This window comes from Chelatococcus asaccharovorans (assembly GCF_003201475.1).
Classification (GTDB): Bacteria; Pseudomonadota; Alphaproteobacteria; order Rhizobiales; family Beijerinckiaceae; genus Chelatococcus; species Chelatococcus asaccharovorans.
This window is the reverse complement of sequence record NZ_QJJK01000011.1, coordinates 233,828-256,701: the sequence shown is the minus strand read 5'-3', so window position 1 is coordinate 256,701 and position 22,874 is coordinate 233,828. Positions and strand designations below refer to the sequence as shown.

22 protein-coding genes and 1 tRNA gene are annotated in these 22,874 nt (G+C 64.2%); 11 read left to right on the top strand and 12 right to left on the bottom strand.

Annotation, left to right across the window (positions count from 1 at the left end):
• Positions 1-4: 4 nt before the first annotated feature.
• From C7450_RS24905 to C7450_RS24890, 4 genes are all read right to left on the bottom strand, one after another.
• Complete coding sequence (locus tag C7450_RS24905; RefSeq protein WP_110377158.1) at positions 5-1,177, bottom strand: ABC transporter permease; 1,173 nt, start codon at positions 1,175-1,177, stop codon at positions 5-7.
• Between the two features lie 163 nt (positions 1,178-1,340).
• Positions 1,341-2,435 carry a microcin C ABC transporter permease YejB gene (locus C7450_RS24900; protein WP_110377157.1) on the bottom strand — a complete coding sequence of 365 codons (1,095 nt, stop codon included), beginning with the start codon at positions 2,433-2,435 and terminating at the stop codon, positions 1,341-1,343.
• Positions 2,436-2,500: 65 nt separating this feature from the next.
• Positions 2,501-4,411 (bottom strand): extracellular solute-binding protein, encoded by a 1,911-nt coding sequence (locus tag C7450_RS24895; RefSeq protein WP_245450096.1) that lies wholly within the window; start codon positions 4,409-4,411, stop codon positions 2,501-2,503.
• Positions 4,408-6,270 carry an extracellular solute-binding protein gene (locus C7450_RS24890; RefSeq protein WP_425351258.1) on the bottom strand — a complete coding sequence of 621 codons (1,863 nt, stop codon included), beginning with the start codon at positions 6,268-6,270 and terminating at the stop codon, positions 4,408-4,410. The genes C7450_RS24895 and C7450_RS24890 overlap by 4 nt, the downstream gene beginning before the upstream one ends.
• A 343-nt stretch (positions 6,271-6,613) precedes the next feature.
• Here C7450_RS24890 and C7450_RS24885 point away from each other — a divergent pair, with 343 nt between their 5' ends.
• Both C7450_RS24885 and C7450_RS24880 read left to right on the top strand, forming a co-directional pair.
• On the top strand, positions 6,614-7,801 hold the full coding sequence (locus C7450_RS24885; RefSeq protein ID WP_110377156.1) for a pyridoxal phosphate-dependent aminotransferase: 1,188 nt from the start codon (positions 6,614-6,616) through the stop codon (positions 7,799-7,801).
• Between the two features lie 154 nt (positions 7,802-7,955).
• Complete coding sequence (locus C7450_RS24880; protein WP_110377155.1) at positions 7,956-9,044, top strand: AbrB family transcriptional regulator; 1,089 nt, start codon at positions 7,956-7,958, stop codon at positions 9,042-9,044.
• Between the two features lie 44 nt (positions 9,045-9,088).
• Here the strand turns inward: C7450_RS24880 and C7450_RS24875 are convergent, their stop codons facing one another.
• Positions 9,089-9,841 carry a fumarylacetoacetate hydrolase family protein gene (locus C7450_RS24875; RefSeq protein WP_110377154.1) on the bottom strand — a complete coding sequence of 251 codons (753 nt, stop codon included), beginning with the start codon at positions 9,839-9,841 and terminating at the stop codon, positions 9,089-9,091.
• A gap of 94 nt (positions 9,842-9,935) precedes the next feature.
• Positions 9,936-10,547 carry a cupin domain-containing protein gene (locus tag C7450_RS24870; protein ID WP_245450095.1) on the bottom strand — a complete coding sequence of 204 codons (612 nt, stop codon included), beginning with the start codon at positions 10,545-10,547 and terminating at the stop codon, positions 9,936-9,938.
• An 823-nt stretch (positions 10,548-11,370) separates the two neighbouring features.
• Between C7450_RS24870 and C7450_RS24865 the strand changes: the two genes are divergently transcribed.
• Together C7450_RS24865 and C7450_RS24860 are read left to right on the top strand one after the other, a co-directional pair.
• Positions 11,371-11,574 (top strand): Thivi_2564 family membrane protein, encoded by a 204-nt coding sequence (locus C7450_RS24865; RefSeq protein ID WP_110377153.1) that lies wholly within the window; start codon positions 11,371-11,373, stop codon positions 11,572-11,574.
• Positions 11,575-11,768: 194 nt separating this feature from the next.
• Positions 11,769-13,013, top strand: a complete 1,245-nt coding sequence (locus C7450_RS24860) for an adenylate/guanylate cyclase domain-containing protein (RefSeq protein WP_110377152.1) — start codon at positions 11,769-11,771, stop codon at positions 13,011-13,013.
• On the opposite strand, the gene C7450_RS24855 is transcribed toward C7450_RS24860, so the two are convergent.
• The 4 genes from C7450_RS24855 to hemA form a co-directional block, all read right to left on the bottom strand.
• Positions 13,010-13,993, bottom strand: a complete 984-nt coding sequence (locus C7450_RS24855; protein ID WP_110377151.1) for a zinc-dependent alcohol dehydrogenase family protein — start codon at positions 13,991-13,993, stop codon at positions 13,010-13,012. The two genes, C7450_RS24860 and C7450_RS24855, sit on opposite strands and share 4 nt — an antisense overlap.
• Positions 13,994-14,055: 62 nt before the next feature.
• A complete protein-coding gene (locus tag C7450_RS24850) occupies positions 14,056-14,337 on the bottom strand; it encodes a hypothetical protein (RefSeq protein ID WP_110377150.1) in 282 nt (93 codons plus the stop codon).
• Between the two features lie 191 nt (positions 14,338-14,528).
• A tRNA-Thr gene (locus C7450_RS24845) sits at positions 14,529-14,603 on the bottom strand.
• A 117-nt stretch (positions 14,604-14,720) separates the two neighbouring features.
• The gene (gene hemA, locus C7450_RS24840) at positions 14,721-15,947 is read right to left on the bottom strand and encodes a 5-aminolevulinate synthase (protein WP_110377221.1); all 1,227 of its coding nucleotides are present in this window, start codon (positions 15,945-15,947) and stop codon (positions 14,721-14,723) included.
• 121 nt (positions 15,948-16,068) lie between these two features.
• On the opposite strand from hemA, the gene C7450_RS33690 reads away from it, so the two are divergent.
• The 3 genes from C7450_RS33690 to murA are packed head-to-tail and all read left to right on the top strand — an operon-like array spanning position 16,069 to position 17,878.
• The gene (locus C7450_RS33690) at positions 16,069-16,281 is read left to right on the top strand and encodes a hypothetical protein (protein WP_146227527.1); all 213 of its coding nucleotides are present in this window, start codon (positions 16,069-16,071) and stop codon (positions 16,279-16,281) included.
• 55 nt (positions 16,282-16,336) lie between these two features.
• A complete protein-coding gene (locus C7450_RS24835) occupies positions 16,337-16,582 on the top strand; it encodes a hypothetical protein (protein WP_110377149.1) in 246 nt (81 codons plus the stop codon).
• 6 nt (positions 16,583-16,588) lie between these two features.
• Positions 16,589-17,878 carry a UDP-N-acetylglucosamine 1-carboxyvinyltransferase gene (gene murA, locus C7450_RS24830; RefSeq protein ID WP_110377148.1) on the top strand — a complete coding sequence of 430 codons (1,290 nt, stop codon included), beginning with the start codon at positions 16,589-16,591 and terminating at the stop codon, positions 17,876-17,878.
• A 111-nt stretch (positions 17,879-17,989) separates the two neighbouring features.
• Here murA and C7450_RS24825 read toward each other — a convergent pair whose 3' ends face one another.
• Positions 17,990-18,364, bottom strand: a complete 375-nt coding sequence (locus C7450_RS24825) for a hypothetical protein (RefSeq protein ID WP_110377147.1) — start codon at positions 18,362-18,364, stop codon at positions 17,990-17,992.
• A 240-nt stretch (positions 18,365-18,604) separates the two neighbouring features.
• Here C7450_RS24825 and C7450_RS24820 point away from each other — a divergent pair, with 240 nt between their 5' ends.
• The 4 genes from C7450_RS24820 to C7450_RS24805 all read left to right on the top strand — a co-directional run bounded on the left by C7450_RS24820 (position 18,605) and on the right by C7450_RS24805 (position 21,382).
• Positions 18,605-19,033 (top strand): DUF2948 family protein, encoded by a 429-nt coding sequence (locus C7450_RS24820; RefSeq protein ID WP_110377146.1) that lies wholly within the window; start codon positions 18,605-18,607, stop codon positions 19,031-19,033.
• A gap of 61 nt (positions 19,034-19,094) precedes the next feature.
• A complete protein-coding gene (gene hisD / locus C7450_RS24815; protein WP_110377145.1) occupies positions 19,095-20,423 on the top strand; it encodes a histidinol dehydrogenase in 1,329 nt (442 codons plus the stop codon).
• A gap of 49 nt (positions 20,424-20,472) precedes the next feature.
• Positions 20,473-20,925, top strand: a complete 453-nt coding sequence (locus tag C7450_RS24810; protein ID WP_245450108.1) for a UPF0262 family protein — start codon at positions 20,473-20,475, stop codon at positions 20,923-20,925.
• Positions 20,926-20,929: 4 nt separating this feature from the next.
• Positions 20,930-21,382 carry an arsenate reductase ArsC gene (locus tag C7450_RS24805; RefSeq protein ID WP_110377143.1) on the top strand — a complete coding sequence of 151 codons (453 nt, stop codon included), beginning with the start codon at positions 20,930-20,932 and terminating at the stop codon, positions 21,380-21,382.
• A 373-nt stretch (positions 21,383-21,755) separates the two neighbouring features.
• Here the strand turns inward: C7450_RS24805 and C7450_RS24800 are convergent, their stop codons facing one another.
• Positions 21,756-22,490, bottom strand: a complete 735-nt coding sequence (locus C7450_RS24800; protein ID WP_110377142.1) for a TerC family protein — start codon at positions 22,488-22,490, stop codon at positions 21,756-21,758.
• Positions 22,491-22,874: the final 384 nt, after the last annotated feature.

The window sequence follows — 22,874 nt, the reverse complement described above, 5'->3', positions numbered from 1 at the left end:
GGCCTCATGTATAGGTCTTGCGCGGATCGAAGGCGTCGCGCACCGCCTCGCCGATGAAAATCAGCAGCGACAGCATGAAGGCGATGACGAAGAAGCCGGACAGGCCGAGCCACGGGGCCTGCACATTGGCCTTGCCCTGGTTCAGGAGCTCGCCCAGCGAGGGCGAGCCCGGCGGCAGGCCGAAGCCGAGGAAATCGAGCGAGGTCAGGGTCGTGATGGAGCCGTTGAGGATGAAGGGCAGGAAGGTCAGCGTCGCCACCATCGCATTCGGCAGCAGGTGCTTGAACATGATGGTGATGTTGGAGAGCCCCAGCGCCCGCGCAGCCCGCACATATTCGAAATTGCGCGCGCGCAGGAATTCCGCGCGGACCACGCCGACGAGCGCCACCCAGGAGAACAGCAGCAGGATCCCGAGGAGTACGAAGAACCCCGGTGTGATCACCGCCGATATGATGATCAGCAGATAGAGCGAGGGGATGGAGTTCCAGATCTCGATGATCCGTTGCAGGACGAGGTCGGTCCAGCCGCCGAAATAGCCCTGAACGGCGCCCGCGATGATGCCGACGACGGACGAGATGATTGCGAGCGTGAGCCCGAACAGCACCGACAGGCGAAAGCCGTAGATGATGCGGGCGAGGACATCGCGGCCCTGGTCATCCGTGCCGAGCCAGTTCCACTCGATATCCCAGCACGTGCTGCCGCCGGTTCGTTCGGCGATGGGGCGGCACTGGGCGTCGGTCAGCATCCAGGTCGGCGGCGAGGGCGCCGGCACCGGCAGGTCGAGATTGTGGGTGGAATAGGTGAAGCGGATCGGCGGCCAGATCATCCAGCCGTTCGCCTTGATCTCGTCGGCGATGATGGACGCACGGTAGTCGGTCTGCGCCAGGAACCCGCCGAACTTCTCTTCCGGGTAATCCACGAAGACCGGAAACAGAAGTTCGCCCTTGTAGAAGGCGATGATGGGCCGGTCGTTGGCGATGAATTCCGCGAACAGCGTCACCACGAAGACGACGGCGAAGATCCAGAACGACCAGTAGCCGCGGCGGTTGGCCTTGAAATTGGCGAGCCGGCGCAGGTTGATCGGCGAGAGATTGAGGAGCCCGCCGCGGCGCGGCAATGGCGGGGCGAGGCGCTGTGCCGGCGCCGGCATTTCGCGGGGAAGGGCCGCTTCGTTCATCGCCCGCCCTCGCTCCAGCCCTCTCCCGGCCGGGGAGAGGGGGAAACGCGGACATCTTTCGCCGTCATACCTCCGATGGCAAGGCGCGCGACGCGGTGCACGGCAACCGGCTTGATGACCGCTTCCGGATATTGCCAGGATCTCGGCATCGATCTCGGCATCGTCAAACCTCCCGCGTCTCGAAGTCGATGCGCGGATCGATCCATGTGTAGGTGAGATCGGAAATGAGGTTCACCACGAGGCCGAGCAGGGAGAAGATGAAGAGATTGGCAAAGACGACGGGATAGTCGCGGTTGACGATGGACTCGAAGGACAGGAGCCCCAGCCCATCCAGGGAGAAGATGGTCTCGATGAGGAGCGAGCCCGCAAAGAAGGCCGAGATGAAGGCGCCGGGGAAGCCCGCGATGACGATCAGCATGGCATTGCGGAAGACATGGCCGTAGAGCACCTGTCGCTCCGTCAGCCCCTTCATGCGTGCCGTCAGCACATATTGCTTGCGGATTTCGTCGAGGAACGAGTTCTTCGTCAGAAGCGTGGAGGTCGCGAAGGCGCCGAGCGCCATGGCCGTGATCGGCAGCGTGATATGCCAGAAATAGTCGAGGATACGCTCAGGCCAGCTGAGGCTCGCCCAGTTCTCGGAGACGAGCCCTTGCAGGGGAAAGATCTGCCAGAACGAGCCGCCGGCGAAGAGCACGATCAGGAGAATGGCAAAGAGGAAGCTCGGAATGGCATAGCCGATGATGACGACCACCGAGGTCCAGATATCGAAGCGCGAGCCATCCCGGACGGCCTTGGATATGCCGAGCGGGATGGAGATCGCATAGGACAGGATCGTCATCCACAAGCCGAGCGTAATGGAGACGGGCAATTTCTCCTTGATGAGATCGATGACGGGGACGTCGCGGAAATAGCTCTTGCCGAAATCGAGGGTGGCGTAGTCGCCGAGCATCTTCAGGAAGCGCTCGTGGGCCGGCTTGTCGAAACCGAACTGCTTTTCAAGCTGGGCGATAAAGGCCGGATCGAGCCCCTGGGCGCCACGATAGTTCGACGAGCCGCCGCCGGCTCCGCCCTGGCTGCCGAAATCCCCACCGCCCCCTCCGATGCGCGAGAGCGCACCCGCATCCGTGCCCTGCAATTGGGCGAGGATGCGCTCGACCGGGCCGCCGGGGGCGAATTGCACGAGAATGAAGGAAATCAGCATGATCCCGAGGATCGTCGGGATCATGAGGAGGATGCGGCGGGCGATATAGGCCAGCATTCAGCGTGCGACCTTCGCCGTCATGGCTGCTCGCTGGAACTGCCGCCCTCGCCTGGTCATCAAGCTCATCCCTTCGCCCCGATTCGCTTGGCTTTCTCCTCGTCATACCACCATGTATCCGGCGCGCCCGTAGAATGTTTAGGCATCGTCCCAGGTCGGGAAAAGACATCCCAATAGGCAAGCCATCGCTCTGAGCGGTACCACATGGGTACCCAGTAGCGGCCGGCGCGCAACACACGGTCGAGCGCCCGGCAGGCGACCTTGAGGTCGTCGCGGCTCCTGGCATTGCCGATGACGTCGATGAGATGATCGATCGCCGGGTTCTCGATGCCGCTGAAGTTGCGCGAGCCGGGAGTTCGTGCCGCCTCGGAGCCATAGATAACGCGGAGCGAATCGCCTGGCGTCAGGCTGCCGCCCAGTGCGCTGGAGACGATGTCGAAATCGAAATCGTTGGTGCGCCGCTGGTATTGCGCGGCATCGATGATGCGTGAGCGGGCGTTGATGCCGAGGCGCTTCAGATTGGCCTGGAAGGGCTGCGTGTGCGGCTGCAGGACCGGCGTTGAATCAAGAAACTCGATCTCGAAAGGCTTGCCGTTCGGCAGGCGCAGGATGGCGCCCTCGCGCTTGCAGCCGGCCTCCCGCAAGAGTTGGTCCGCCCGGCGGAGAAGGTTTCGATCGGAGCCGGAGCCGTCGGAGACCGGCGGCGTGAAGGGCTCGCCGAAGACGTCCGCCGGCAGCTTGTCGCGGAAAGGCTCGAGAAGCGCCAGCTCCTCCGGCGAGGGCAGGCCTTGCGCCGTATTGTCCGAGTTCTGGAAATAGGAGGTCAGGCGCTTGTAGGAGGAGAACATGATATTGGCATTCGTCCATTCGAAATCGAATGCCAGTCCGATTGCCTCACGGATCCGCGGATCCGCGAACATCTCGCGGCGCAGGTTGAAGTGCCAGCCCTGTGTCGGGATGGCAGCGCCGCTCTCGAGCTTCTCGCGCTTCACGCGCCCCTGGCGAAAGGCCGGGAAATCATAGCCCGTCGCCCAGATCCGCGCCGTATATTCCTCGTTGAAGTTGTAGGTGCCGGCTTTGAAGCCCTCGAAGGCGACCTCGCGATCGCGGTAATAGTCGTAGCGGATGCGGTCGAAATTGTTGTGCCCGACATTGACCGGCAGGTCGCGCCCCCAGTAATCGGCGACCCGCTGCAACTCGATGAAGCGGCCCTGCTCGAAGCGACCGACGCGGTACGGCCCCGAGCCGAGCGGCGCTTCCAGCGTCGCCGCCTCGAAGTCGCGTTTATCCCAATAGGCCTTGGAGAAGACGGGCAGGGTCGCGATCATCAGATGGAGATCGCGGTTATGCCGCGGCGAGAGCCTGACCACCGCCGTATAGTCTCCGTCGGCCCTCACCTCCTCAAGCTCGGTCAGGAGGGCGCGGAATGTCGGATGTCCCTTGTCCTTGAGCACGGCCATGGAGAAGGCTACATCATGGGCGGTGACCGGCGAGCCGTCATGGAAGCGGGCCTCGCGCCGCAGCAGGAAGCTGTAGGTGCGCTTGTCGGCCGAGACATGGACGGAATGGGCCAGAAGGCCGTAGAGCGCGTCCGGTTCGTCCTGGCTCGTCGCCATCAGGGTGTCGAAGGTCTCCGGCACACCGGCCGCGCCGTCGCCTTTCAGCACGTAGACGTTCAACGTGTTGAAGGTGTCGAAGGCCTGGTTGCCGATGCTCTGCTTGAGCTGCAGCGAAAGCGTGCCGCCTTTCGGGGCCTCAGGATTCACATAGGAAAAATGTTTGAAATCGGCGGGATACAGCAGATCTCCGAACGCAGAGAGACCATGGCGCGTGATCTCGCCGGCTTCCGCCGTCCCGCCGGTGGCGCCGTTCCCGGTCTGGGCGAGCCCGGAGCGTGCCGCGAGCGTCGCGCCGGCGAATGCCGATCCCGCCTGAATGAGGCCGCGCCGGGTGAGATGGACAAAGCTTCTGCTCACGGGTTTCTCCCCACCCTGCTGTTATCGTTGGCTGCGGCGGCAGCCTTCGACCACCACACGGTTGGGAAGGCGGCTCCGCCGAAATAGGGCATGGTCTTGGGATGGTCGAAGCGATCCCAGCGTGCCGTCAGTTCCTTCATGAAGTAGTATTGAGGAACGACATAGGCGCTCCACAGGAGCACGCGGTCGAGCGCATGCGTGGCCGCCACCAGTTCCTCGCGGGTCTTGGCATAGATGATCTGCTCGATCAGCGCGTCGACGGCCGGGTTCTTGATACCGGCAAGATTGTAGGAGCCAGGCTGGTCTGCCGCGTGCGAACCCCAGAAATCCCGCTGCTCGTTCCCGGGTGACAGGGATTGCGGAAACAACGTCGCCGTCGCATCGAAATCGAAGCTGCGCAGCCGGTTCTGGTATTGGGCCGCGTCGACGATCCGCAGGCTCACCCCGATACCAAGACGTTCGAGCGCGGCCTTGAAGGGCGCCGCCCAGCGCTCCATCGTCTGATCGTAGCCAAGGATTTCCATCGTAAACGGCGTGCCGGTTCTTGCATCGACGAGCCGGGTGCCCTTCAGCTCGTAGCCCGCCTCGCGCAAAAGTCCCAGCGCCGTGCGCAGGTTGTCGCGCTTCTTCTCCGTGGTGCCGCCGACGGGATTGGCGTAAGGGGTGGTGAAAACCTCCGGCGGCACTTTGTCCTTCACCGCGTTGAGGAGTTCGAGCTCGCGCCCCTGCGGCAGGCCGCTCGAAGCGAGTTCGGTGCCAAAGAAGAACGAATTGATGCGCTCATAGCGATCGAAGAAGATCGTGCGGTTGAGTTCCTCGAAATCGAACGCGTAGTTGAAGGCCCGCCTGACGCGGATATCCTGGAATTTCTCCCGGCGCAGGTTGAAGACCATTCCCTGCATGATGCCGAGATTGCGGATGGGAAATTCCTCGCGGACGATGCGGCCGTCGCGGGCGGCCGGAAAATCGTAGGCGGTCATCCAGTTGCGGATGACATTCTCGCGCCGCCAGTCGATGCGATCGCCCTTGAAGGCCTCGAACAAGACGGTCGCGTCACGAAAATAGTCGTAGCGGATCTCACCGAAATTGTTCGTGCCCCTGTTCACCGGCAGGTCTTTCGCCCAGTAGTCGGCCACCTGCTCGTAGACCGCATAGCGCCCCGCCTCGAAGGTCTTCATGCGGTAAGGGCCCGAGCCGAGCGGCGGTTCCAGCGTCGTCGCGGTGACATCACGCGGCGTGCCGTTGGCGGTCTTGCCCTGCCACCAGTGTTTGGGCAGCACGGTGAGCTGGCCGACGATGAGCGGCAGCTCGCGGTTCCCCTTCTCGTCGAAGGTGAAGGTCACCTCGTTTGGCCCGGTCGCCTCCGCCTTCGCCACATTGCGCCAATAGGCCATGTACATTGGGCTGGTCGCTTTCAGGGTCTCGAAGGAGAAGATGACGTCCTCCGGAGTCATCTTCGTGCCATCGTGAAAGCGGGCCTGGGGCCGCAGGCGAAAGGTCACTGAAGATATGTCGTCGGGATAACTCACGCTCTCCGCCACCAGCCCGTATTCGCTGCTGATCTCGTCGAGGCTCGACGTCATGAGCGTATCGTAGATGCGACTGATGCCGATCTCGAGCTCCCCTTTCAGGCCTGTCAAGGCGAGGTTGAAATTGTCGAAGCCGCCAATGGAGCCAAGGCGTAGCGTGCCGCCCTGGGGCGCCGAAGGGTTCACGTAGTCAAAATGCGCGAAGCCCTGCGGGTATTTCGGCTCGCCCACCAGGGACAATCCGTGCCGCCAGCTCATTTCAGCCTTTGCCGCGGAGAAGGGCGCGACCAGGGCCGCGAGACAGGCGATGGCTACGAGGCGAAACTGCAATCAACCACTCCGTTTCCAGACATCTACACGGGTCGGCGGACGGCATGCGCCGCAAGCAGGCCGGTGGCGCACTATGGCGCTTCCCCGGCTTGCCGCCAACCTTCAAGAGGTTGCGTTCGACGCCCCCACGCTCTCCTGCGGCAAGGACGCGCGCGCTGCGGTCGAGGCTGCGGATTCTGCATGGATCATGCCGTGTCTACGAGACGATTGATCACAAATGGCGGTCAATAGATCGCGAGATTTGATGGTTTCTGGCCGCTGATCCGCGCTAAGAGCTTGCCGTGGAGTGCGCTTGTGCCGTCGGGGACGGCGCCGGGAACACGCGAGGCGACTGGTTACAGCCATGATCGAAACGGACAGCCTTATTTCCTCTCTTCGACGCGAGGCCATCGAGGCCCCCATCAGTGGTATCGTCGATGTCTTCAATTATGGTCGTCATCGCGAGGGTTTGATCCCGCTGTGGGTCGGGGAGGGGGACCTGCCGACCCCGTCCTTCATCGCCGAGGCGGCCGTCGCCTCGCTCGCCGCCGGTGAGACCTTCTACACCTATCAGCGCGGCTTGCCTGAGCTGCGTGAGGCGATCGCCCGCTATATCGGTCGCATCTATGGCCGCCCGGTTTCGCCGGAGCGCTTTTTTGTGACCAGCGGTGGCATGCATGCGTTGCAGACAGCCTTCCGCATGGTATCGGGCGCCGGTGACGAGGTGATCGTGCCGACGCCCGCATGGCCGAATTTCGTGGCCGGCGTGGGCATTTCCGGCGCGCGGCCGGTCGAGGTGCCGATGACCTTCACCGACAAGGGCTGGCTTCTCGACATCGATCGGATCGCTGCGGCCATCACCCCGGCAACGAAGGCCCTGGTGATCAACACGCCGTCCAATCCGACGAGCTGGATGGCCACCGCCGAGGATATCGCGGCCGTCCTCGCTCTGGCGCGTCGCCATGGCCTGTGGATCATCGCCGACGAGATCTACGGGCGCTTTGTCTATGACGCGCCGGCCCCGGCCCCGTCTTTCCGCGACGTGATCGACGATGAAGACCGCATCGTGTTCGTGCAGACGATGTCGAAGAATTGGGCCATGACCGGCTGGCGTGTCGGCTGGCTGGAGGCGAACCCCCGGCTTGGCCAGACCATCGAGAATCTGATCCAGTATTCCTCGTCCGGCACCGCTGCCTTCATGCAGCGCGCCGCAATCGCCGCGCTGGACCAGGGTGAGGCCTTCTTTGCCGAGCAATTCGAGCGTGCCAAGATCGGCCGGGCGATCGTCTCGCAGGGCCTTTCTGCAACCAATCGCGTTCGATTTGCACCTGCGCAGGGCGCTTTCTACCTGTTCTTTTCGGTCGACGGTGTCGAGGACAGCGCACGCTTTGCCAAGGTCCTCGTCGATGAAGCGGCCGTGGGCCTGGCGCCAGGCACGACCTTCGGTGCGGGGGGCGAGGCCTTCTTCCGGCTGTGCTTCGCGCGGAAGAGCGCCGATCTCGAGGAGGCCACCCGCCGGCTCGCCACGGCCCTCATGCGCCTGGCGCGCTGAGGGCGCTTTGGCCAGGAGCCCATACGGGGCTGCAGCCGGTGCATGGCCTGCACCTGCGCGTTGCGCCATGAGCGTTTGACGGACAGTTGCAGAACGCGCGATAGGTCTTCTATCCCCTGCGCGCGCTGAACCGCGCCTTCGTCATCGAGATGGTATGACCCGCATCGGTTCCGTTCTCCTGGCATCCGCGCGTCAAGTCGCGCAGGTCGCCTTGGCCGGAGCCGGTGGCCTGTTATTTGTTACCCTCGGCGTTCCTGCGGCCTGGGTGGCAGGTCCAGTCAGCGCCGTCGTCTTCCTGTGTCTCATCCGCCGCTCCGTGCCAATGGCGCGGCCTCTGGTGGAGACCGCCTTCCTGCTGGCCGGGTTCAGCATGGGGGCGACGGCCACTCCCGAAGCGCTCAGCGCACTGACCCGCTATCCCGTCAGCCTCCTGCTTCTTGCCTTGTCGGTTGTCGGCGTGCTGGTCCTGACGTCGCTTTGGCTCAAGCGCAGGTCGGGCTGGACCCTGGCTGACGCGGTTCTTGGTTCGGCGCCTGGAGCTTTGTCGACGGTGATGGCCGTTGCAGCGGATCGCGGGGGAAACGTTGGATTGATTGCGGTCGTGCAATCCTTCCGCCTCTTTGTGCTCGTACTGATCCTACCGATGATCATCGTGTTCTCGGGCGCCGCAACAGAGGTACCACAGACAGGTGAGGTGCTGGCACCCTTGCCCTTCACCGTGATCATGGCGCTGTCATTCATGCTTTCGCTGGTGTTGCACCGCTTGAAAGTCGCTGCGCCGATGCTGCTTGGCGCGCTCGTTGTCAGTGTCCTCGCGCATGGTTTTGGTCTGGTGCAGGGCCGGTTGCCGGTACCGCTCTATACGCTGTCACTCGTGTTGGTGGGCGCCTTCGTCGGATCGCGCTTCGCCACCATCAACCGGCCCGCCCTGATAGCGGCCTTCCCGGCCGCCATCGGATCCTTCGTCGTTTCCTTCGCGATCGCCTTGGGATTTGCCGTGGTCTCCTGGCAACTGGCCGACGTGACCTTTGCCGCGGCCATCATCGCCTTCGCGCCCGGTGGCCTTGAAGTCATGACGGTGCTGGCGCTTCTGCTCGGGCTGGACCCGATCTTCGTCGGCGCCCATCACCTGGCGCGCTTTATGCTGGTCGCGGTCCTGCTGCCGATCATCATCGCGACCATCAACCGGATGGAAAGCCGCCGGCTGCAGAATGCCTATGTGGCCGGCGACGAAACAAAGTAAGGGCCGGCCGCCGGCGAGATCCTTGCTTAGCGCGAGATCCTTGCTTAGCGCTTGACGAGCTTGGCGGCCAGCGGTCCGATGACCGTGAGGGCGGCGACGCTGCTCGGCACGGGGACTGTTGGGGCACCGTTCAGCGTGCCTGTCGTGATGAACTGGCCCTTCCTGAGTCCCCCGCAATGGCGTGGAGGCGCGGCGAGCAGCGCGTTGAGGGGAGTTGCGGGATCGACCTGCGGGTGGGCAACGGTCTTGTCCCAGATCGTCTCGCCATCCCGCATCACGGTCAGATGCATGGCCTTGAGGTCCGGTGCGTCGGCCCAGCGGCTTTGAGCCGCCAGATAGTAACCGCCGTTGGCGAGGCCGTCCGCGAGCATCGCCAGGAAGGGCTGCGCTGCCCGGTCCCGGTAGCGGGACTGGATGAGCTCCATGCCCAGCGCGATCTGCGAGACGACGGATTGCGCGTCTGCGACCGGCGCGTCCGCGGGCACGTCTGCGTCAAGGATATAGGCGATTTCCACTTCGATGGCGCAGGGCGCGCTGCCGAATACGGGAAGTTCCGGGCCTCCGTGGCGGCTGACCCGGGCCATGATCGGCGCACACATCGGTTGGCCGTCCGCATCGAAGCCGGCCTTCCAGCCGACGACATCCTGATCGAGCAGCTGGACCACGCGCTCCTGCACCGCATAGGCTTCCGCGGCTGAGCTGACCAGGTTGGCGGGCAGGCTTTCGATGGCCGTGCCGGTGCGATGCGCCTCCGCCAGGATGGTTGCGGCATCCTGGATGCGATCCGGTAAACTCATTGTGTCGTTGCCTTGATCGTTGGTGTCTCGGGTCGGGCGGGAATGTCTCGGTCGATGCCATCGCGTCACCCTGAATCAGGCGACGAACGGGGGGTCAAGCGATAGAAGGTGTATCGCTGCCGGGGAAGGTCTCTTTCAAGGCCTCGTCCAACAGGGCCTCGCGATGCCGCAGGGCCTCACGCAAGGGACCGCTGGGCGAGCCTGCGCTCGCCATGAAATCCATCATGATGTCGCGCATGGCCGGATAGCGTCGGCTCAGGTCTTCGAAGTCGCCCAGTTCGACATCGGGCGGCTCGACCCCGATCCATTCGGACGACCCCAGAAGGGCAAAGCCCTGGTGGTGTTCGAGGCGTGACATGTGAAAGGTGCCGCCCGGGATGAGAAGCTGCGGCCGCATGCCGGCTTCGAGATCCGGGCCGACCACGCGTATTTCTCCCGTGCCGTCGGGATAGAGGAGGAGGACTTGGAGGGGATCGCCGAGGTAGTGGTGATAGATCTGGTCGCCGCGGATGCGGTGCATCACAATATGGGCATCGGTCGTCACCATGAAATAGAGAGCCGACCCCGCCGGACGCGGGCCCTGATAGCCATCCGGCAGCGATGATGCGGGCAGACTGTGATGGCTGCGATAGGTTTCCTGGACGTACCCGCAAGTCGGGTGGCGTTTGAGCCCCAGGGTGGCCATGATGGCGCTGGCTGTCGTCATGATCGTCGCTGGCCCCGCTCTTCCGGCATCACATGCTGCGCTCCGCGCACCAATTTTAGCTGCCTCGTTGACTTTACTCGTGCTTTTCGCATCATCGATGGCGAACCCATCTCGTCAAATGCTCAAGGCGCGCCTATCATCGACCTGAGTCAGCGACAGGTCAACGCGTCCCTGGCATAGGGCGAAAAGGTCGGGATCAAGAGGCGCGCGATCGGATGCGTGGAACCGAAGCGCTACCTTGGCGTTCATATAGCGGTGGGTAAGGGATCGAAGTATGAATATCATCGGCTATCTGATTAGCGCCGCCGCTATCAATCTCGCCGCAGTCGCGCTGTTTGCATACGCCGTGCGACGCCCGGCGACGAAACTGGTGCCTGTGCGGTTGCGCAGAGACCCAAGGCGCCGTTAAGCATCAACCAACGGCCCGGCGTATAGCACGGCCCAAAGCCGTGGCGGCGTCTCCACGTCCAATGGGGGCGTTCACGATGCCTATGCGGCCGATGTAGCCAACAGCAGCGCGTGCGTCTTCATTGGCGACGGGGCGTATTGGCGACGGGGTGTTGACGCGATTTCTCCCCGAGCACGTCCGTCTGCTGCGGGACTTGTTGCGCTCCAGGCTAGAGCGCGTTTCGATCTGATTGCATCGGATCGGCGCTCTAACCTCTTTTATTTCAAGCATAATCTTATCGATCCTCGTTTCACTCCGGTCGGATTATGCTCTAGACGCGCCCATTCACCCGTTGCCGGCTTGGATGGCCTCAGCCGATTCAATCAACAGATTGTTCATTCGAAGCCGGATTGGCTCCAGGTAGGAGAACAATGCATGGCCATCACCGTTCTGACGCATGCGATCGTGACGATCTTGATCTGCGGTCTCGTTATCTGGCTCGTCCGGTTCCTGCCCTTCGATGGTCGCGTCAAGATGATCATCCGGGTCGTCGTCATCGTGCTCGCGCTTGTCTCCATCGTTCGCTCGCTTGATCTCCTGGCGATTTCCGCGCCGCCTTCGACAAAGATCACCGAATAGCGTTCCAAGCCGGCCTTCCGTCTGGGAACCGTCCACCTGGAGTACGTCCGACTTTTTCGGATTGGCTCCACTCCCCAATGAACATGCAAATTCACCAGCTCGGACAGCATCTGCTGACCAATCCAATGCTGATTCAATCCAAGCCGGATTTGCTCTAGTGTGACGCCGTCGAACCGCGATGGAGTAAGGGTTGCATGGCGACCGTCACGACGATCGAACTCGCTCAACTGGCAGGTTGCGACGTCAGTGACATTGCCGACTTCGTTGCGCTGGGCATCCTGTCCCCATCGGATGGATCCTTTGCGACGGCTGATGCCAGCCGGGTGCGCCTTGCGCTGGCGCTTCGCGAGGCAGGCCTGGACACCACGGTGCTGGCTGCAGCGATCGCGGATGATTTGCTATCCCTGGATTTCGCCGGCCAGCTGATGTTCGAGCCCATTTCCCTGTCGGCGAGGGGGAGCGAAGACCTGTTGGCGTCGCTCGGTCTCGACGCCGGGATCGCCGCGCGATTGCGCAGTGCGATCGGCCTGCCGGCCTTGCGGCCGGATCAGCCGTTGCGTGAGGACGATATCGAATTGATGTCGCTGATCGCCGCCGCGCGGGCCTTTGGTCTCGGTGATGATGCCCTTGCGCGCGTCCTGCGGATTTTCGGCCAATCCGTGCGGCGCAGCGTCGAGACGATGCGGGATCTGTTTCGCGGCGAAGTCGAGGAGCGCATGCTGGCTTCCGGCGTCTCGCGCCGCGACATGTTGGTGCGCGGCGCGGAGATGCGGCTGCAGTTGCAGCGGCTGGGGTTCCGCGCGCTTTTCCTGCTCCAGCGGCGCATGCTGGAGGAGGCCGTCTTCGACAATGTCGTCATGCGCGTGCAGGAGGTCCTCTGCGAGGCGGGCCTCGGTGAAGCGCTCAACCGCAGGCCGCCCACGGTCGCCTTCATCGACCTTGCGGGCTTTACGGCATTGACCCAGGCGATGGGTGACGAGCACGCAGCCGACTATGCGTCGCGCCTCGAGGCCCTCGCCCAGGACGCGGTTTCCCGGCATGGCGGGCGGCTTGTCAAAGCCCTCGGGGATGGGGTGATGCTGCTCTTTCCAGAGGCCATCCCGGCGCTGGAAGCCTGTTTTGCCATAGCAGACCGCGGTGCCGTGGACGGGTTGCCGCCGGTTCGCACCGGGCTGGCCACGGGCCCGGTGGTCCCGCGAGACGGGGACATCTTCGGCGCCACGGTCAATCTGGCTGCGCGCATCGTCGCGCAGGTCGATCCGTCCACACCGGGGCAGATGCTGGTCTGTCCGGATACCCGGGACGCCGTCATGGCCGCTCGGCCGGACGCGTTCGCGTTCCATCCGCGTTCGCCGGTCGTCCTGAAAGGTGTTGAGAAGGCCGTCGTACTCCATACCGTCGCGCCGCGCGCCGAGCCGCCGACGCCGGACGCTGTTTAGGGCACCAGGACCGCCGCGCCTTCGAACCGGCCGGCGCGCAGATCATCGAGCGCCTGATTGGCGTCGGCCAGGCGATAGCGGCTTGTGGTCGTGGTGATCCCGGCCTGCGGGGCGATCTTCAGGAAGTCGAGCCCGTCCTGGCGCGTGAGGTTTGCCACCGAGACGATCTGCCGTTCCTCCCACAGGAGGCTATAGGGGAAGCTCGGGATATCGCTCATGTGAATGCCGGCGCAGACGACGCGGCCGCCTTTGCGGACGGCTTTCAGCGCGGCCGGGACAAGGGCGCCGACCGGGGCGAAAATCAGGGCGGCATCGAGCAGGTCAGGCGGCATTTCGTCCGATCCTCCCGCCCAGATGGCGCCGATTGTCTTGGCGAAGGCCTGGGTCGCGACGTCTCCGGGCCGGGTAAAGGCATAGACGGTGCGGCCCTGCCAGGCGGCCACCTGCGCGATGATATGCGCGGCGGCGCCGAAGCCGTAGAGGCCAAGGCGCTTGCCGTCTCCTGCCATCGCGAGCGCGCGCCAGCCGATGAGCCCCGCGCAGAGAAGCGGCGCGAGCGCGACGTCGTCGCCGTCCTCCCCGAGCGGAAACGCATAGCGGCTGTCCGCGATGGAGGCGGTCGCGAAGCCGCCGTCACGGGTGTAGCCGGTGAACAGCGGCGCGTCGCAGAGGTTTTCATGGCCGCTCGCGCAATAAGGACATGTCCCGCAGGTATGCCCAAGCCAGGGAACGCCGACACGCTCGCCGATGGTGAGATCGGTGACGCCGGCGCCAAGCGCATCGACGCGGCCGACGATCTCGTGGCCCGGGATGATGGGCAATTTCGGCGAGGGCAGGTCGCCGTCGACCACGTGAAGGTCGGTTCGGCAGACGCCGCAGGCGGCGACCTTGACGCGGATCTCCCCGGGACCGGGTTCCCTGTCCGGCAGTTCGGTCCAGACGAGCGGCGTTCCCAACGCCCTGAGCTGCATTGCAAACATCGCCGGTCCCTAACAGCCTCCGGTCACCCCGCGTGACCTCCTGCGTGATGTCACATGTGATGTCACATGCGGCCTTCCATCATACGCGCCTTGTATTCCGCGTTGTAGCCGGCGGCGATGGCGGCATCGACTAAGCCGCGCACGGCATCCTCCGCGAGGCCGCGCGGCGTGCCGACGAAGGCATCGGCGAGCGACATGACCACCGACGTCGCGGCGAGCAGGCCATCCGTCTCTTCGAAGGGTTCGACGAACGCCTCGATCGCGGCGCGATGATCGACATCGGGCGCGCGCAGGGCCTCGGCCAGGGCTCGCCCGCGCAGGAATGTCTCGGGTTGGATGGACATGGCGGGAATGACCGGCTGATGGGGGATTCTCTCCCATGATGAACCTGCCGGATTTGTCGGTCAAACCTGCGTGCGGCGCAATCGTAAAGACAAGCCCCGCGATTCGGGCGAAGCTAAGCACACCACATCCGGCGCACGCCCGTGAGGGGGTAGCGTCTGGACTGTACCGGCGGTCTGGCGAAGGGAAGGGATGGTGCTGCCAGAGAGGATTGAACTCTCGACCTCTCCCTTACCAAGGGAGTGCTCTACCACTGAGCTACGGCAGCCAATCGACGTCCGGCGGCGCGTGCCTGCCTGAAATCGCGCGGACACTGCCACAAGGCATTCGCCCGCGCAAGCACACAGATGCCACTAAATGCGTTCTTCCACGCCTGTTGACAGCCTCACGCCGCCGCGGCCTGCGGCTTGAGGGGCAGGCCGAGTTTCTGCCACACCGCGACCAGCCCGTCGGCGAGCCCGTCGATGAGATCGTCGCTGTGGAAAGGTGTTGGCGTGATGCGCAGCCGCTCGGTGCCGCGTGGCACCGTGGGATAGTTGATGGGCTGCACATAGATGCCGTGCTCCATGAGCAGCATGTCGCTGGCGCGCTTCGTCAGTTCGGGGTCGCCGACAATGACGGGCACGATATGCGTCGGGTTCAACTTCACCGGCAGCCCGGCGGCATTGAGGACGGCCTTGGTGCGCGCAACCTGGGTGCGATGCCTGCGGCGTTCCTCGCTGCTTGTCGCCAGATGTTCCACAGCGGCATGGGCGGCAGCGGCAATGGCCGGCGGCAGGGCGGTGGTGAAGATGAAGCCGTGCGCATTCGAGCGAATCGCATCGATGATGAGGTCGCTTGCGGCGAGATAGCCGCCGATGCAGCCGAAGCCCTTGGCGAGCGTCGCCTCGATCACGTCGAGGCGCTCGAGCGCCCCGACTTCCTCCGCATAGCCGCCGCCTGACGCGCCATAGAGGCCCGCCGCGTGGACCTCGTCGATATAGGTCATCGCGCCATAACGCTCGGCGAGATCGCAGATGGCATGGATCGGCGCGACGTCGCCGTCCATCGAATAGACACTTTCGAACACGATAAGCTTGGGCCGGGCCGGCTCGGCGGCGGCCAGGAGATCTTCGAGATGGGCGAGGTCGTTGTGCCGGAAGATGACCTTTTCGGCGCCGGAGCGGCGCACGCCCTCGATCATCGAATTGTGGTTCTGCGCATCGGAGAGAATGAGGCAGTTGGGCAGAAGCTGCGCGATTGTCGCGATACCCGTCTCGTTGGAGACATAGCCGGAGGTGAAGACAAGCGCCTTCTCCTTGCCATGGATGCGCGCCAGCGATTTCTCAAGCTCGACGATCGGCAGGCTTGTGCCGGCGATGTTGCGCGTGCCGCCGGCGCCGACCCCCATGCGCTGCGCCGTGCGCATGGCCGCCTCGATCGTGACCGGGTGACGGCTCATGCCGAGATAGTCGTTGGTGCACCACACCACCACGTCGCGCGGTCCATCCGACGAATGCCAGATTGCCCGGGGAAATCGTTCGACGTCGCGCTCCAAAGTCGTGAAAACCCGATAGCGACGCTCATCGTGCAGCGTGTCGACGGCGGAGCGGAAAAAGTGGTCGTAGATCATGCGGCGTCCCATCCGGCGGGGCCTGATCGCACGCAATCGCGGTCCTACCCTGCGTCAAGGCGACAGGATAAGCCCAACCGCTATGGCGAGCTGCGCCTGTCACATTTTGAGGAATTCCATATTGGCGCGTATCAGACAAGACGTCGAGACGCCGCAGGCGATAAATCTGAACGGGATGTGCGAAGCCTTTGGCGTAACACCGAAACCGCGTCCGCAGGGTATTCGCTGCAAGGATTTGCTGACCCTGAGTTCAGGGCAGGGCGCCTTGGCACTTGTGGCCCGGGCCGGAGATGTCTATCGCTTTTTGATTGTGAACTGCGCGTTGCATCGATGAACGGGCGCGGCTGCTGAAGTGACGGTGTGAATGAATGGCTTGATCACGGACCGCCATGGCGAAAAGTGAGACGGATAGCCGGCAGGCGCGGCTGGCGGCTGCCTTGCGGGACAACCTGAAGCGCCGCAAGGCGCAGGGCCGGGCGCGCAAGGTCGCGGTGTCGGGCCAGGGTTTCCATGAGGGATCCGATTCGCCAATGGCGGGGACCGGCAGCCAGGGCACGCCGGCCCCGGGACCGCATGATGATCCTGCAACGCATTTCCACGGGGCGGGCGGCCAGCATCCAGTGAAAGAGGACTGATTATCGATGGATCGAATTCGCATCGTGGGGGGCGAGCCGCTTTTTGGTACGCTGCCCATATCCGGGGCCAAGAATGCGGCCCTGCCCCTCATGATCGCTTCTCTCCTCACGGATGAGACGCTGGAACTGCACAACGTCCCGCGTCTGGCGGATGTCGGCCTGCTCCTGCGCATCCTCGGCAATCATGGCGTGGACCACAGCATTGCCGGCAAGCGCCAGGGGCAGACCGCCGAGACGGGGCAGACAATCCGCCTCAAGGCGAGCAGCATCATTGACACTTTCGCCCCCTACGAGCTCGTCTCGCGCATGCGGGCGAGTTTCTGGGTGCTTGGCCCGCTCGTTGCCCGCATGGGCGAGGCGCGTGTGTCCCTTCCGGGTGGCTGCGCCATCGGCACGCGGCCCGTCGACCTTCTGCTCATGGCGCTGGAGCGGCTCGGTGCGGAGATCGAGATCGATGCGGGCTACGTGCAGGCCCGGGCGCCAAAGGGATTGCGGGGGGCAGAGATCGTCTTCCCCAAGGTGACCGTCGGCGGGACGCATACGGCGCTGATGGCGGCAGTTCTGGCCGAGGGCACCACGGTGATCGAGAACGCGGCCTGCGAGCCGGAGGTGACAGACCTCGCCCTTTGCCTGGCCAAGATGGGGGCGCGTATCACGGGCGCCGGCACCACGCGCATCGTCGTGGAGGGCGTGACCAGCCTCGGCGGCGCGGAGCATTCCGTGCTGCCGGACCGTATCGAGACCGGCACCTATGCGATGGCCGTTGCCATGACCGGGGGCGATGTTCTGCTGGAAGGCGCCGAGCCCGACCTCCTGCAGTCGGCGCTCGACGTGTTGGTTGAGGCCGGCGCGGAGATCAGTGCCAGCAACGCGGGAATCCGCGTGAAGCGCAACGGCGCGGGGCTTGCGAGCGTCGACGTGACGACGGAGCCGTTCCCGGGTTTCCCCACGGATCTGCAGGCGCAGCTCATGGCGCTGATGACCCGGGCCAACGGCACGTCCCGCATTCGCGAGACCATCTTCGAGAACCGCTTCATGCATGTGCAGGAGCTGGCTCGCCTCGGCGCCCGGATTCGCCTCGATGGCGATGTCGCTTATGTCGACGGCGTCGAGCGCCTCAAGGGCGCGCCCGTCATGGCGACCGACCTGCGCGCCTCCGTCTCGCTCGTCATCGCGGCCCTGGCCGCCGAGGGCGAGACAATGGTCAACCGCGTCTATCACCTCGATCGCGGCTTCGAAGCACTCGAGAACAAGCTTGGGCGCTGCGGCGCCCGCATCGAGCGCATCTCCGGCTGAGCGGACGGCCTGCCCCAGCGCAGGTCGCGGACGGCAGGCCGGCGACCGGCGATAAAAAGCCGCCGCTGGTGTCAGCGGCGGCCCGATTGAGGTGCGTTGGTTGGCGCCGGCTTACTGGATGATGCCGCGCTTGCGCCCGAAGCCCGGGATTTCGCAGCGGCATGCCCCGCCGGACGGACCGACGGCCGGGCAGCTTCCGCGCGAGGTTACGCAATAGCGGCCCCCGCGGGGGCCCCGGCGATCGTCCCAGCCGCCGCGGCGGCCGTCCCAGTCGCCCCGACGCTCGTTGCGGCGCTCCCACTCCTGCTGGCGCCGCCATTCTTCGCGCCGCCTTTCCTCGCGGGGATCATAGCGAGGCGGGCCACGGTCATCATAATAGTCGCGTCCATAGCCGGGAGGGGCATACTGGGCCAGCGCTGTCTGGGGCACAGCCATCCAGCCTGCCACCAGCAGCGCGAACAGCGACAGAAAAAGGCGAAAAGACATTGTTTCCTCCAAACCCCGCGTCCAGCCGCGTCAAGGCAGGCTGCAACGCGGGCCGATCGTCAGCGCTGCAGAGCCGATGGCACGACCTGCACAGATTGAGTTGTGGTCTCAACGCCTAATGCCAGGGAATGTTTCATCGACCCCCGAGCCGCCGCATCTGTTGCGTCGGCCCCCACCCGGGGATAACAAACCATGAGTGCGTCAATTTTTGGTAATTTCTGAGACGCATGGGGACCGAATATGGACGAGATCAAGCTGGTTGCCCTCGACCGTGAAGATTTGTCCGTCATCTCGGCACATCTGCAGGATGCGCTGCTGCGTGTGGAGGATCTGACCTATCTGCCGCAAAGGCGCTGCTTTGCGATGGCTGTCCACCGCTTCGAGTGGGAGGCGCCGGCCGAAGACAAGCCCCGGCGGCGGCTGGCTGCCCTGCATTTCAACCAGGTCGAACGGGTTCGCCGCAACAAGATCGATCCGGCGCGCAATGGCGAGGTCCTGAACCTGCTCGCCATCGATTTCATCGAGACCGACGCGCCGTCCGGTCTCGTGATGCTGTTGTTCTCAGGCGGGGCCGCCATCGAGCTGCGCGTCGAGTGTATCGAGGCGCAGTTGAAAGACCTTGGCCCGGAGTGGGAAGCGCCGGCCCGCCCCAAACACGACGTGCCCTGATAGCGGCGCGCATCCCTGTTCCTCGCACCAGTCCCACGCCCGAGAATGTAGCAAGAGACGTATGACCAACGCGCCAGACAATTCACCCTCCGGCATCGGACCGCTGGAGCTCGACAGTGCCGCGACGGATTTTCCCGCCCGCTTCGCTGCTCTTCTCGCGATGAAGCGCGAGGTCTCGGAGGAGGTCGACCAGGCCGTCGCCCGCATTGTGCAGGCCGTCGTCGCCGGCGGCGATCAGGCGGTGATCGATTTTTCGCGTCAGTTCGACCGGCTCGACCTGACGCCGGAGACCTTGCGGGTGAGCGAGGGCGAGCTCGACGCGGCGGCGGGCGCCTGCGACGGCGAAACGCTGGCGGCGCTCAAGACGGCGCGTGACCGGATCGAGGCGTATCACAGCCGCCAGTTGCCCAAGGACGAGCGGTTCACCGATGCGCTGGGCGTGACACTGGGCTGGCGCTGGACGGCGGTTGCGGCCGTCGGGATCTATGTGCCGGGCGGCACCGCGAGCTATCCGTCGTCGGTGCTGATGAACGCCGTGCCCGCCAAGGTCGCCGGCGTCGCGCGCATCGTGATGGCCGTGCCGACCCCCGACGGCGCGGTCAATCCGCTCGTCTTCGCGGCCGCGCGGCTTGCGGGCGTGGACGAGGTCTACCGGATCGGCGGCGCGCAGGCGGTGGCGGCGCTCGCCTACGGCACGGATACGATCCGCCCCGTGGATAAGATCGTCGGGCCCGGCAATGCCTATGTGGCGGCCGCCAAGCGGCGCGTCTTCGGACGCGTGGGCATCGACATGATCGCGGGGCCTTCCGAGGTCCTGGTGCTGGCGGACGGGTCGGCCAATCCGGAATGGATCGCCGCTGACCTCCTCGCCCAGGCCGAGCACGACACGGCAGCCCAGTCCATCCTCGTCACCGACGACCGCGCGTTGGCAACCGCGGTGAAAGCCGCGGTCGCGGGGCAGCTCAAGACCCTGCCGCGCCGGGAGATCGCCGGTGCCAGCTGGCGGAATTTTGGGGCCATCATCCATGTGGCGTCGCTGGCCGAGGCCATCCCGCTGGTCGATCGGCTCGCGCCGGAGCATCTCGAGATCGTCGCGGCCGATGCTGACGCGCTCGCGCGGCGCATCCGCAATGCCGGCGCGATCTTCCTCGGCGGCCATACGCCGGAAGCGATCGGTGACTATGTCGGCGGCTCGAACCATGTCTTGCCGACCGCGCGTTCGGCACGCTTCTCATCCGGCCTCGGGGTCCTCGACTTCATGAAGCGGACGTCTATCCTTCACTGCACGCCCGACAGCCTCGCGGCGCTCGGTCCGGCGGCGATTGCCCTCGGCCGGGCAGAGGGACTTGACGCTCACGCGCGTTCAGTCAGCATCCGGCTCAATCGATAATTGTGACAGGAGAAGAGGGTTGGGAGACGCCAAGCATCGCCGCCGCCTCATGTCCGTCACGCTTGATGAAGTCTCGATCGGCCGGGGCAACCCGGATCAGGAGCACGAGCGCGCAGTCGCCATCTGGGATATCCTCGAGGCCAATTCCTTCGCCGTGCCGGGTGACGATGGCGGCCCCTATTGCCTCAACATCTCGCTCGTGGAGAAGAAGCTCGCGCTGGATATCCGCCGCGAGAGCGGCGATGCGGTTATCGTGCATGTCCTGTCCCTCACGCCGTTTCGCCGGGTGATCAAGGACTACAAACTCATTTGCGACAGCTACTACGCGGCCATTCGCAGCGCGACCCCCTCGCAAATCGAGGCGATCGACATGGGCCGCCGAGGCTTGCACGACGAAGCCTCCGAGCTTCTGCGTGAGCGTCTCAACGGCAAGGTCGAGGTCGATTTCGACACGGCCAGGCGCCTGTTCACCCTGATTTTTGCGCTGCACTGGAAGGGGTGAGCCAATGGCGGAGCCGTCGCCTGCCGGGGCTCGCGAGGTCAGGGCGGTTCTGTTCATGTGCGCCCATAATGCGGTGCGCTCGCCCATGGCGGCGGGCATCGCCCGCCATTTCTTCGGCCGCGCGATCTATGTCACGTCCTGTGGTGTGCGGCCCGATGACCTCGATCCCTTCGCCGTGGCGGTCATGGACGAGATCGGGGTGGCGATCGGCGATCACGTCCCCCAGTCGCTGGATGACCTTGCTGATCTCAGTTTCGACCTGATCGTGACGCTCTCGCCGGAGGCGCATCACCAGTCGCTTGAACTGACGCGAACGCAGGCCTTCGACGTGGAATACTGGCCGACCCATGATCCTACGGCTGCGGAAGGAACGCGGGACCAGAGGCTCGACGCCTATCGCAGTGTCCGTGACCAGCTGACCCAGCGCATCCTTCAGCGCTTCTCGGGCCCGAGCTAGAGCGGGTCCGACTTGAATGGATGTCTGATCCCATCCAAGCCGATGAATTTTCTCGTCTATTTTTGAGCGAAGCCAATCCGCAACAGGCGGACTTGCCTAAGCTTCAATCGACATTCAAGAATTGCTGCACGTGTTACCCTTGTCATCATCGGGCTTGACCCCGAAATCGGATTTATCCGAATTTCGGCTTGTGATCAGGAACCCGGCAACAGCCGAGTTCCGGTGATCCCGATCGGAAAGGCGCTTCCATAAATCGGGATGGCAACGGAACTCGGCTGTTGCCGAGTTTCGCGTTGGACACGTTGAAGTCGGCAAGCCCGACTTCAACGACAAGCCCGGCCATGACAGCTGAAACGCAGAATGTCGATTGAAGCTAGGCTTCCTTTTCCCGGCTGCGCGACCATTTTACCAGGCCGGCCGCTGCCAGTACGAACAAGGCGCCGACGGCGGCGGCCGCATAGAGCACGCGCGCGACCGGCATGAGTGCCCCGTCGTGGGCTGCGTCCGGGAAGGCAAGCGCCGTACCCAAAGAATTCAGTTGCGCCACCACCAAGGGGTCGGAGACCAGCATTTCGCCTGCGATCCAGCCGAGCAGCAGAGCGCCGGCCCAGACGAAGATGGGAAAACGCTCGAGCAGGGCCATGATCAGCGTGGATCCGACCATGATCAGCGGGATCGACAGGATCAGGCCGAAGATGAAAAGCCACGGATTGCCGTGGGCCGCAGCCGAAATGGCGACCACATTGTCCAGGCTCATGACGGCGTCCGCAATGGCGATGGTGCGCACGGCCTGCCACAGGCTGGTGCTTTCCCGAATGTTGTGGTCGCTGCTCTCCTCGCCCACCGCGAGCTTTACGGCAATCCACAGGAGAAGCAGGCTGCCCGCGACGCGCAGGAAAGGTAATTCCAGCAGGTAGCTGATGATCAGCGCGAAGATGATTCGCAGGCATACCGCCGTGCCCGCACCGAGAAAGATACCCACTCGCTTCTGCCGTGCGGGCAATGAGCGGCAGGCCAATGCGATGACGACGGCATTGTCGCCTGACAGAAGCAGGTCGATCCAAGCGATTTGCAGGATCTGCAGCAGGATTTGCGGGTCGAAGGGCATTAGGACTTAACTCGATCGGATGGCCGGTGGCGATGATGTCTTCGGAACTGCCGGCACCAGTCTATACACGACTGATGGCGCTCACGGCGGTGCCTGGAGCACATCAGTCATGCGTCAAACGGTCAAGCGCCCAAGCCGCCGCGATCTCTTTATGCTGCGTTGACCGATGCGGCCCAACCTTCGGTGTGCGTGCGTGGGCTGGAGCCCGTGAGTGCGGCACCTGGTGCATGGGTCGGCATTTTCATTGTCCTTGCCATGCGTTTTTGGAATATGAGGGTCGCGTCGTGGATATTTTTTAGTGATTCGGCGTTATCGTTGGCCGAAGCAAGCTGAGTCGACGCTTCTGTTGGCCTTGGTGTTGCGGTAGGTCATTGACGATATTGA

What these genes read in the sequence shown, in the direction of transcription:
- C7450_RS24905 (WP_110377158.1), bottom strand. Translation starts at nt 1,177, where the DNA reads ATGAACGAAGCGGCCCTTCCCCGCGAAATGCCGGCGCCGGCACAGCGC.
- C7450_RS24900 (WP_110377157.1), bottom strand. Translation starts at nt 2,435, where the DNA reads ATGCTGGCCTATATCGCCCGCCGCATCCTCCTCATGATCCCGACGATC.
- C7450_RS24885 (WP_110377156.1), top strand. Translation starts at nt 6,614, where the DNA reads ATGATCGAAACGGACAGCCTTATTTCCTCTCTTCGACGCGAGGCCATC.
- C7450_RS24880 (WP_110377155.1), top strand. Translation starts at nt 7,956, where the DNA reads ATGACCCGCATCGGTTCCGTTCTCCTGGCATCCGCGCGTCAAGTCGCG.
- C7450_RS24875 (WP_110377154.1), bottom strand. Translation starts at nt 9,841, where the DNA reads ATGAGTTTACCGGATCGCATCCAGGATGCCGCAACCATCCTGGCGGAG.
- C7450_RS24870 (WP_245450095.1), bottom strand. Translation starts at nt 10,547, where the DNA reads ATGACGACAGCCAGCGCCATCATGGCCACCCTGGGGCTCAAACGCCAC.
- C7450_RS24865 (WP_110377153.1), top strand. Translation starts at nt 11,371, where the DNA reads ATGGCCATCACCGTTCTGACGCATGCGATCGTGACGATCTTGATCTGC.
- C7450_RS24860 (WP_110377152.1), top strand. Translation starts at nt 11,769, where the DNA reads ATGGCGACCGTCACGACGATCGAACTCGCTCAACTGGCAGGTTGCGAC.
- C7450_RS24855 (WP_110377151.1), bottom strand. Translation starts at nt 13,993, where the DNA reads ATGTTTGCAATGCAGCTCAGGGCGTTGGGAACGCCGCTCGTCTGGACC.
- C7450_RS24850 (WP_110377150.1), bottom strand. Translation starts at nt 14,337, where the DNA reads ATGTCCATCCAACCCGAGACATTCCTGCGCGGGCGAGCCCTGGCCGAG.
- hemA (WP_110377221.1), bottom strand. Translation starts at nt 15,947, where the DNA reads ATGATCTACGACCACTTTTTCCGCTCCGCCGTCGACACGCTGCACGAT.
- C7450_RS24835 (WP_110377149.1), top strand. Translation starts at nt 16,337, where the DNA reads ATGGCGAAAAGTGAGACGGATAGCCGGCAGGCGCGGCTGGCGGCTGCC.
- murA (WP_110377148.1), top strand. Translation starts at nt 16,589, where the DNA reads ATGGATCGAATTCGCATCGTGGGGGGCGAGCCGCTTTTTGGTACGCTG.
- C7450_RS24825 (WP_110377147.1), bottom strand. Translation starts at nt 18,364, where the DNA reads ATGTCTTTTCGCCTTTTTCTGTCGCTGTTCGCGCTGCTGGTGGCAGGC.
- C7450_RS24820 (WP_110377146.1), top strand. Translation starts at nt 18,605, where the DNA reads ATGGACGAGATCAAGCTGGTTGCCCTCGACCGTGAAGATTTGTCCGTC.
- hisD (WP_110377145.1), top strand. Translation starts at nt 19,095, where the DNA reads ATGACCAACGCGCCAGACAATTCACCCTCCGGCATCGGACCGCTGGAG.
- C7450_RS24810 (WP_245450108.1), top strand. Translation starts at nt 20,473, where the DNA reads ATGTCCGTCACGCTTGATGAAGTCTCGATCGGCCGGGGCAACCCGGAT.
- C7450_RS24805 (WP_110377143.1), top strand. Translation starts at nt 20,930, where the DNA reads ATGGCGGAGCCGTCGCCTGCCGGGGCTCGCGAGGTCAGGGCGGTTCTG.
- C7450_RS24800 (WP_110377142.1), bottom strand. Translation starts at nt 22,490, where the DNA reads ATGCCCTTCGACCCGCAAATCCTGCTGCAGATCCTGCAAATCGCTTGG.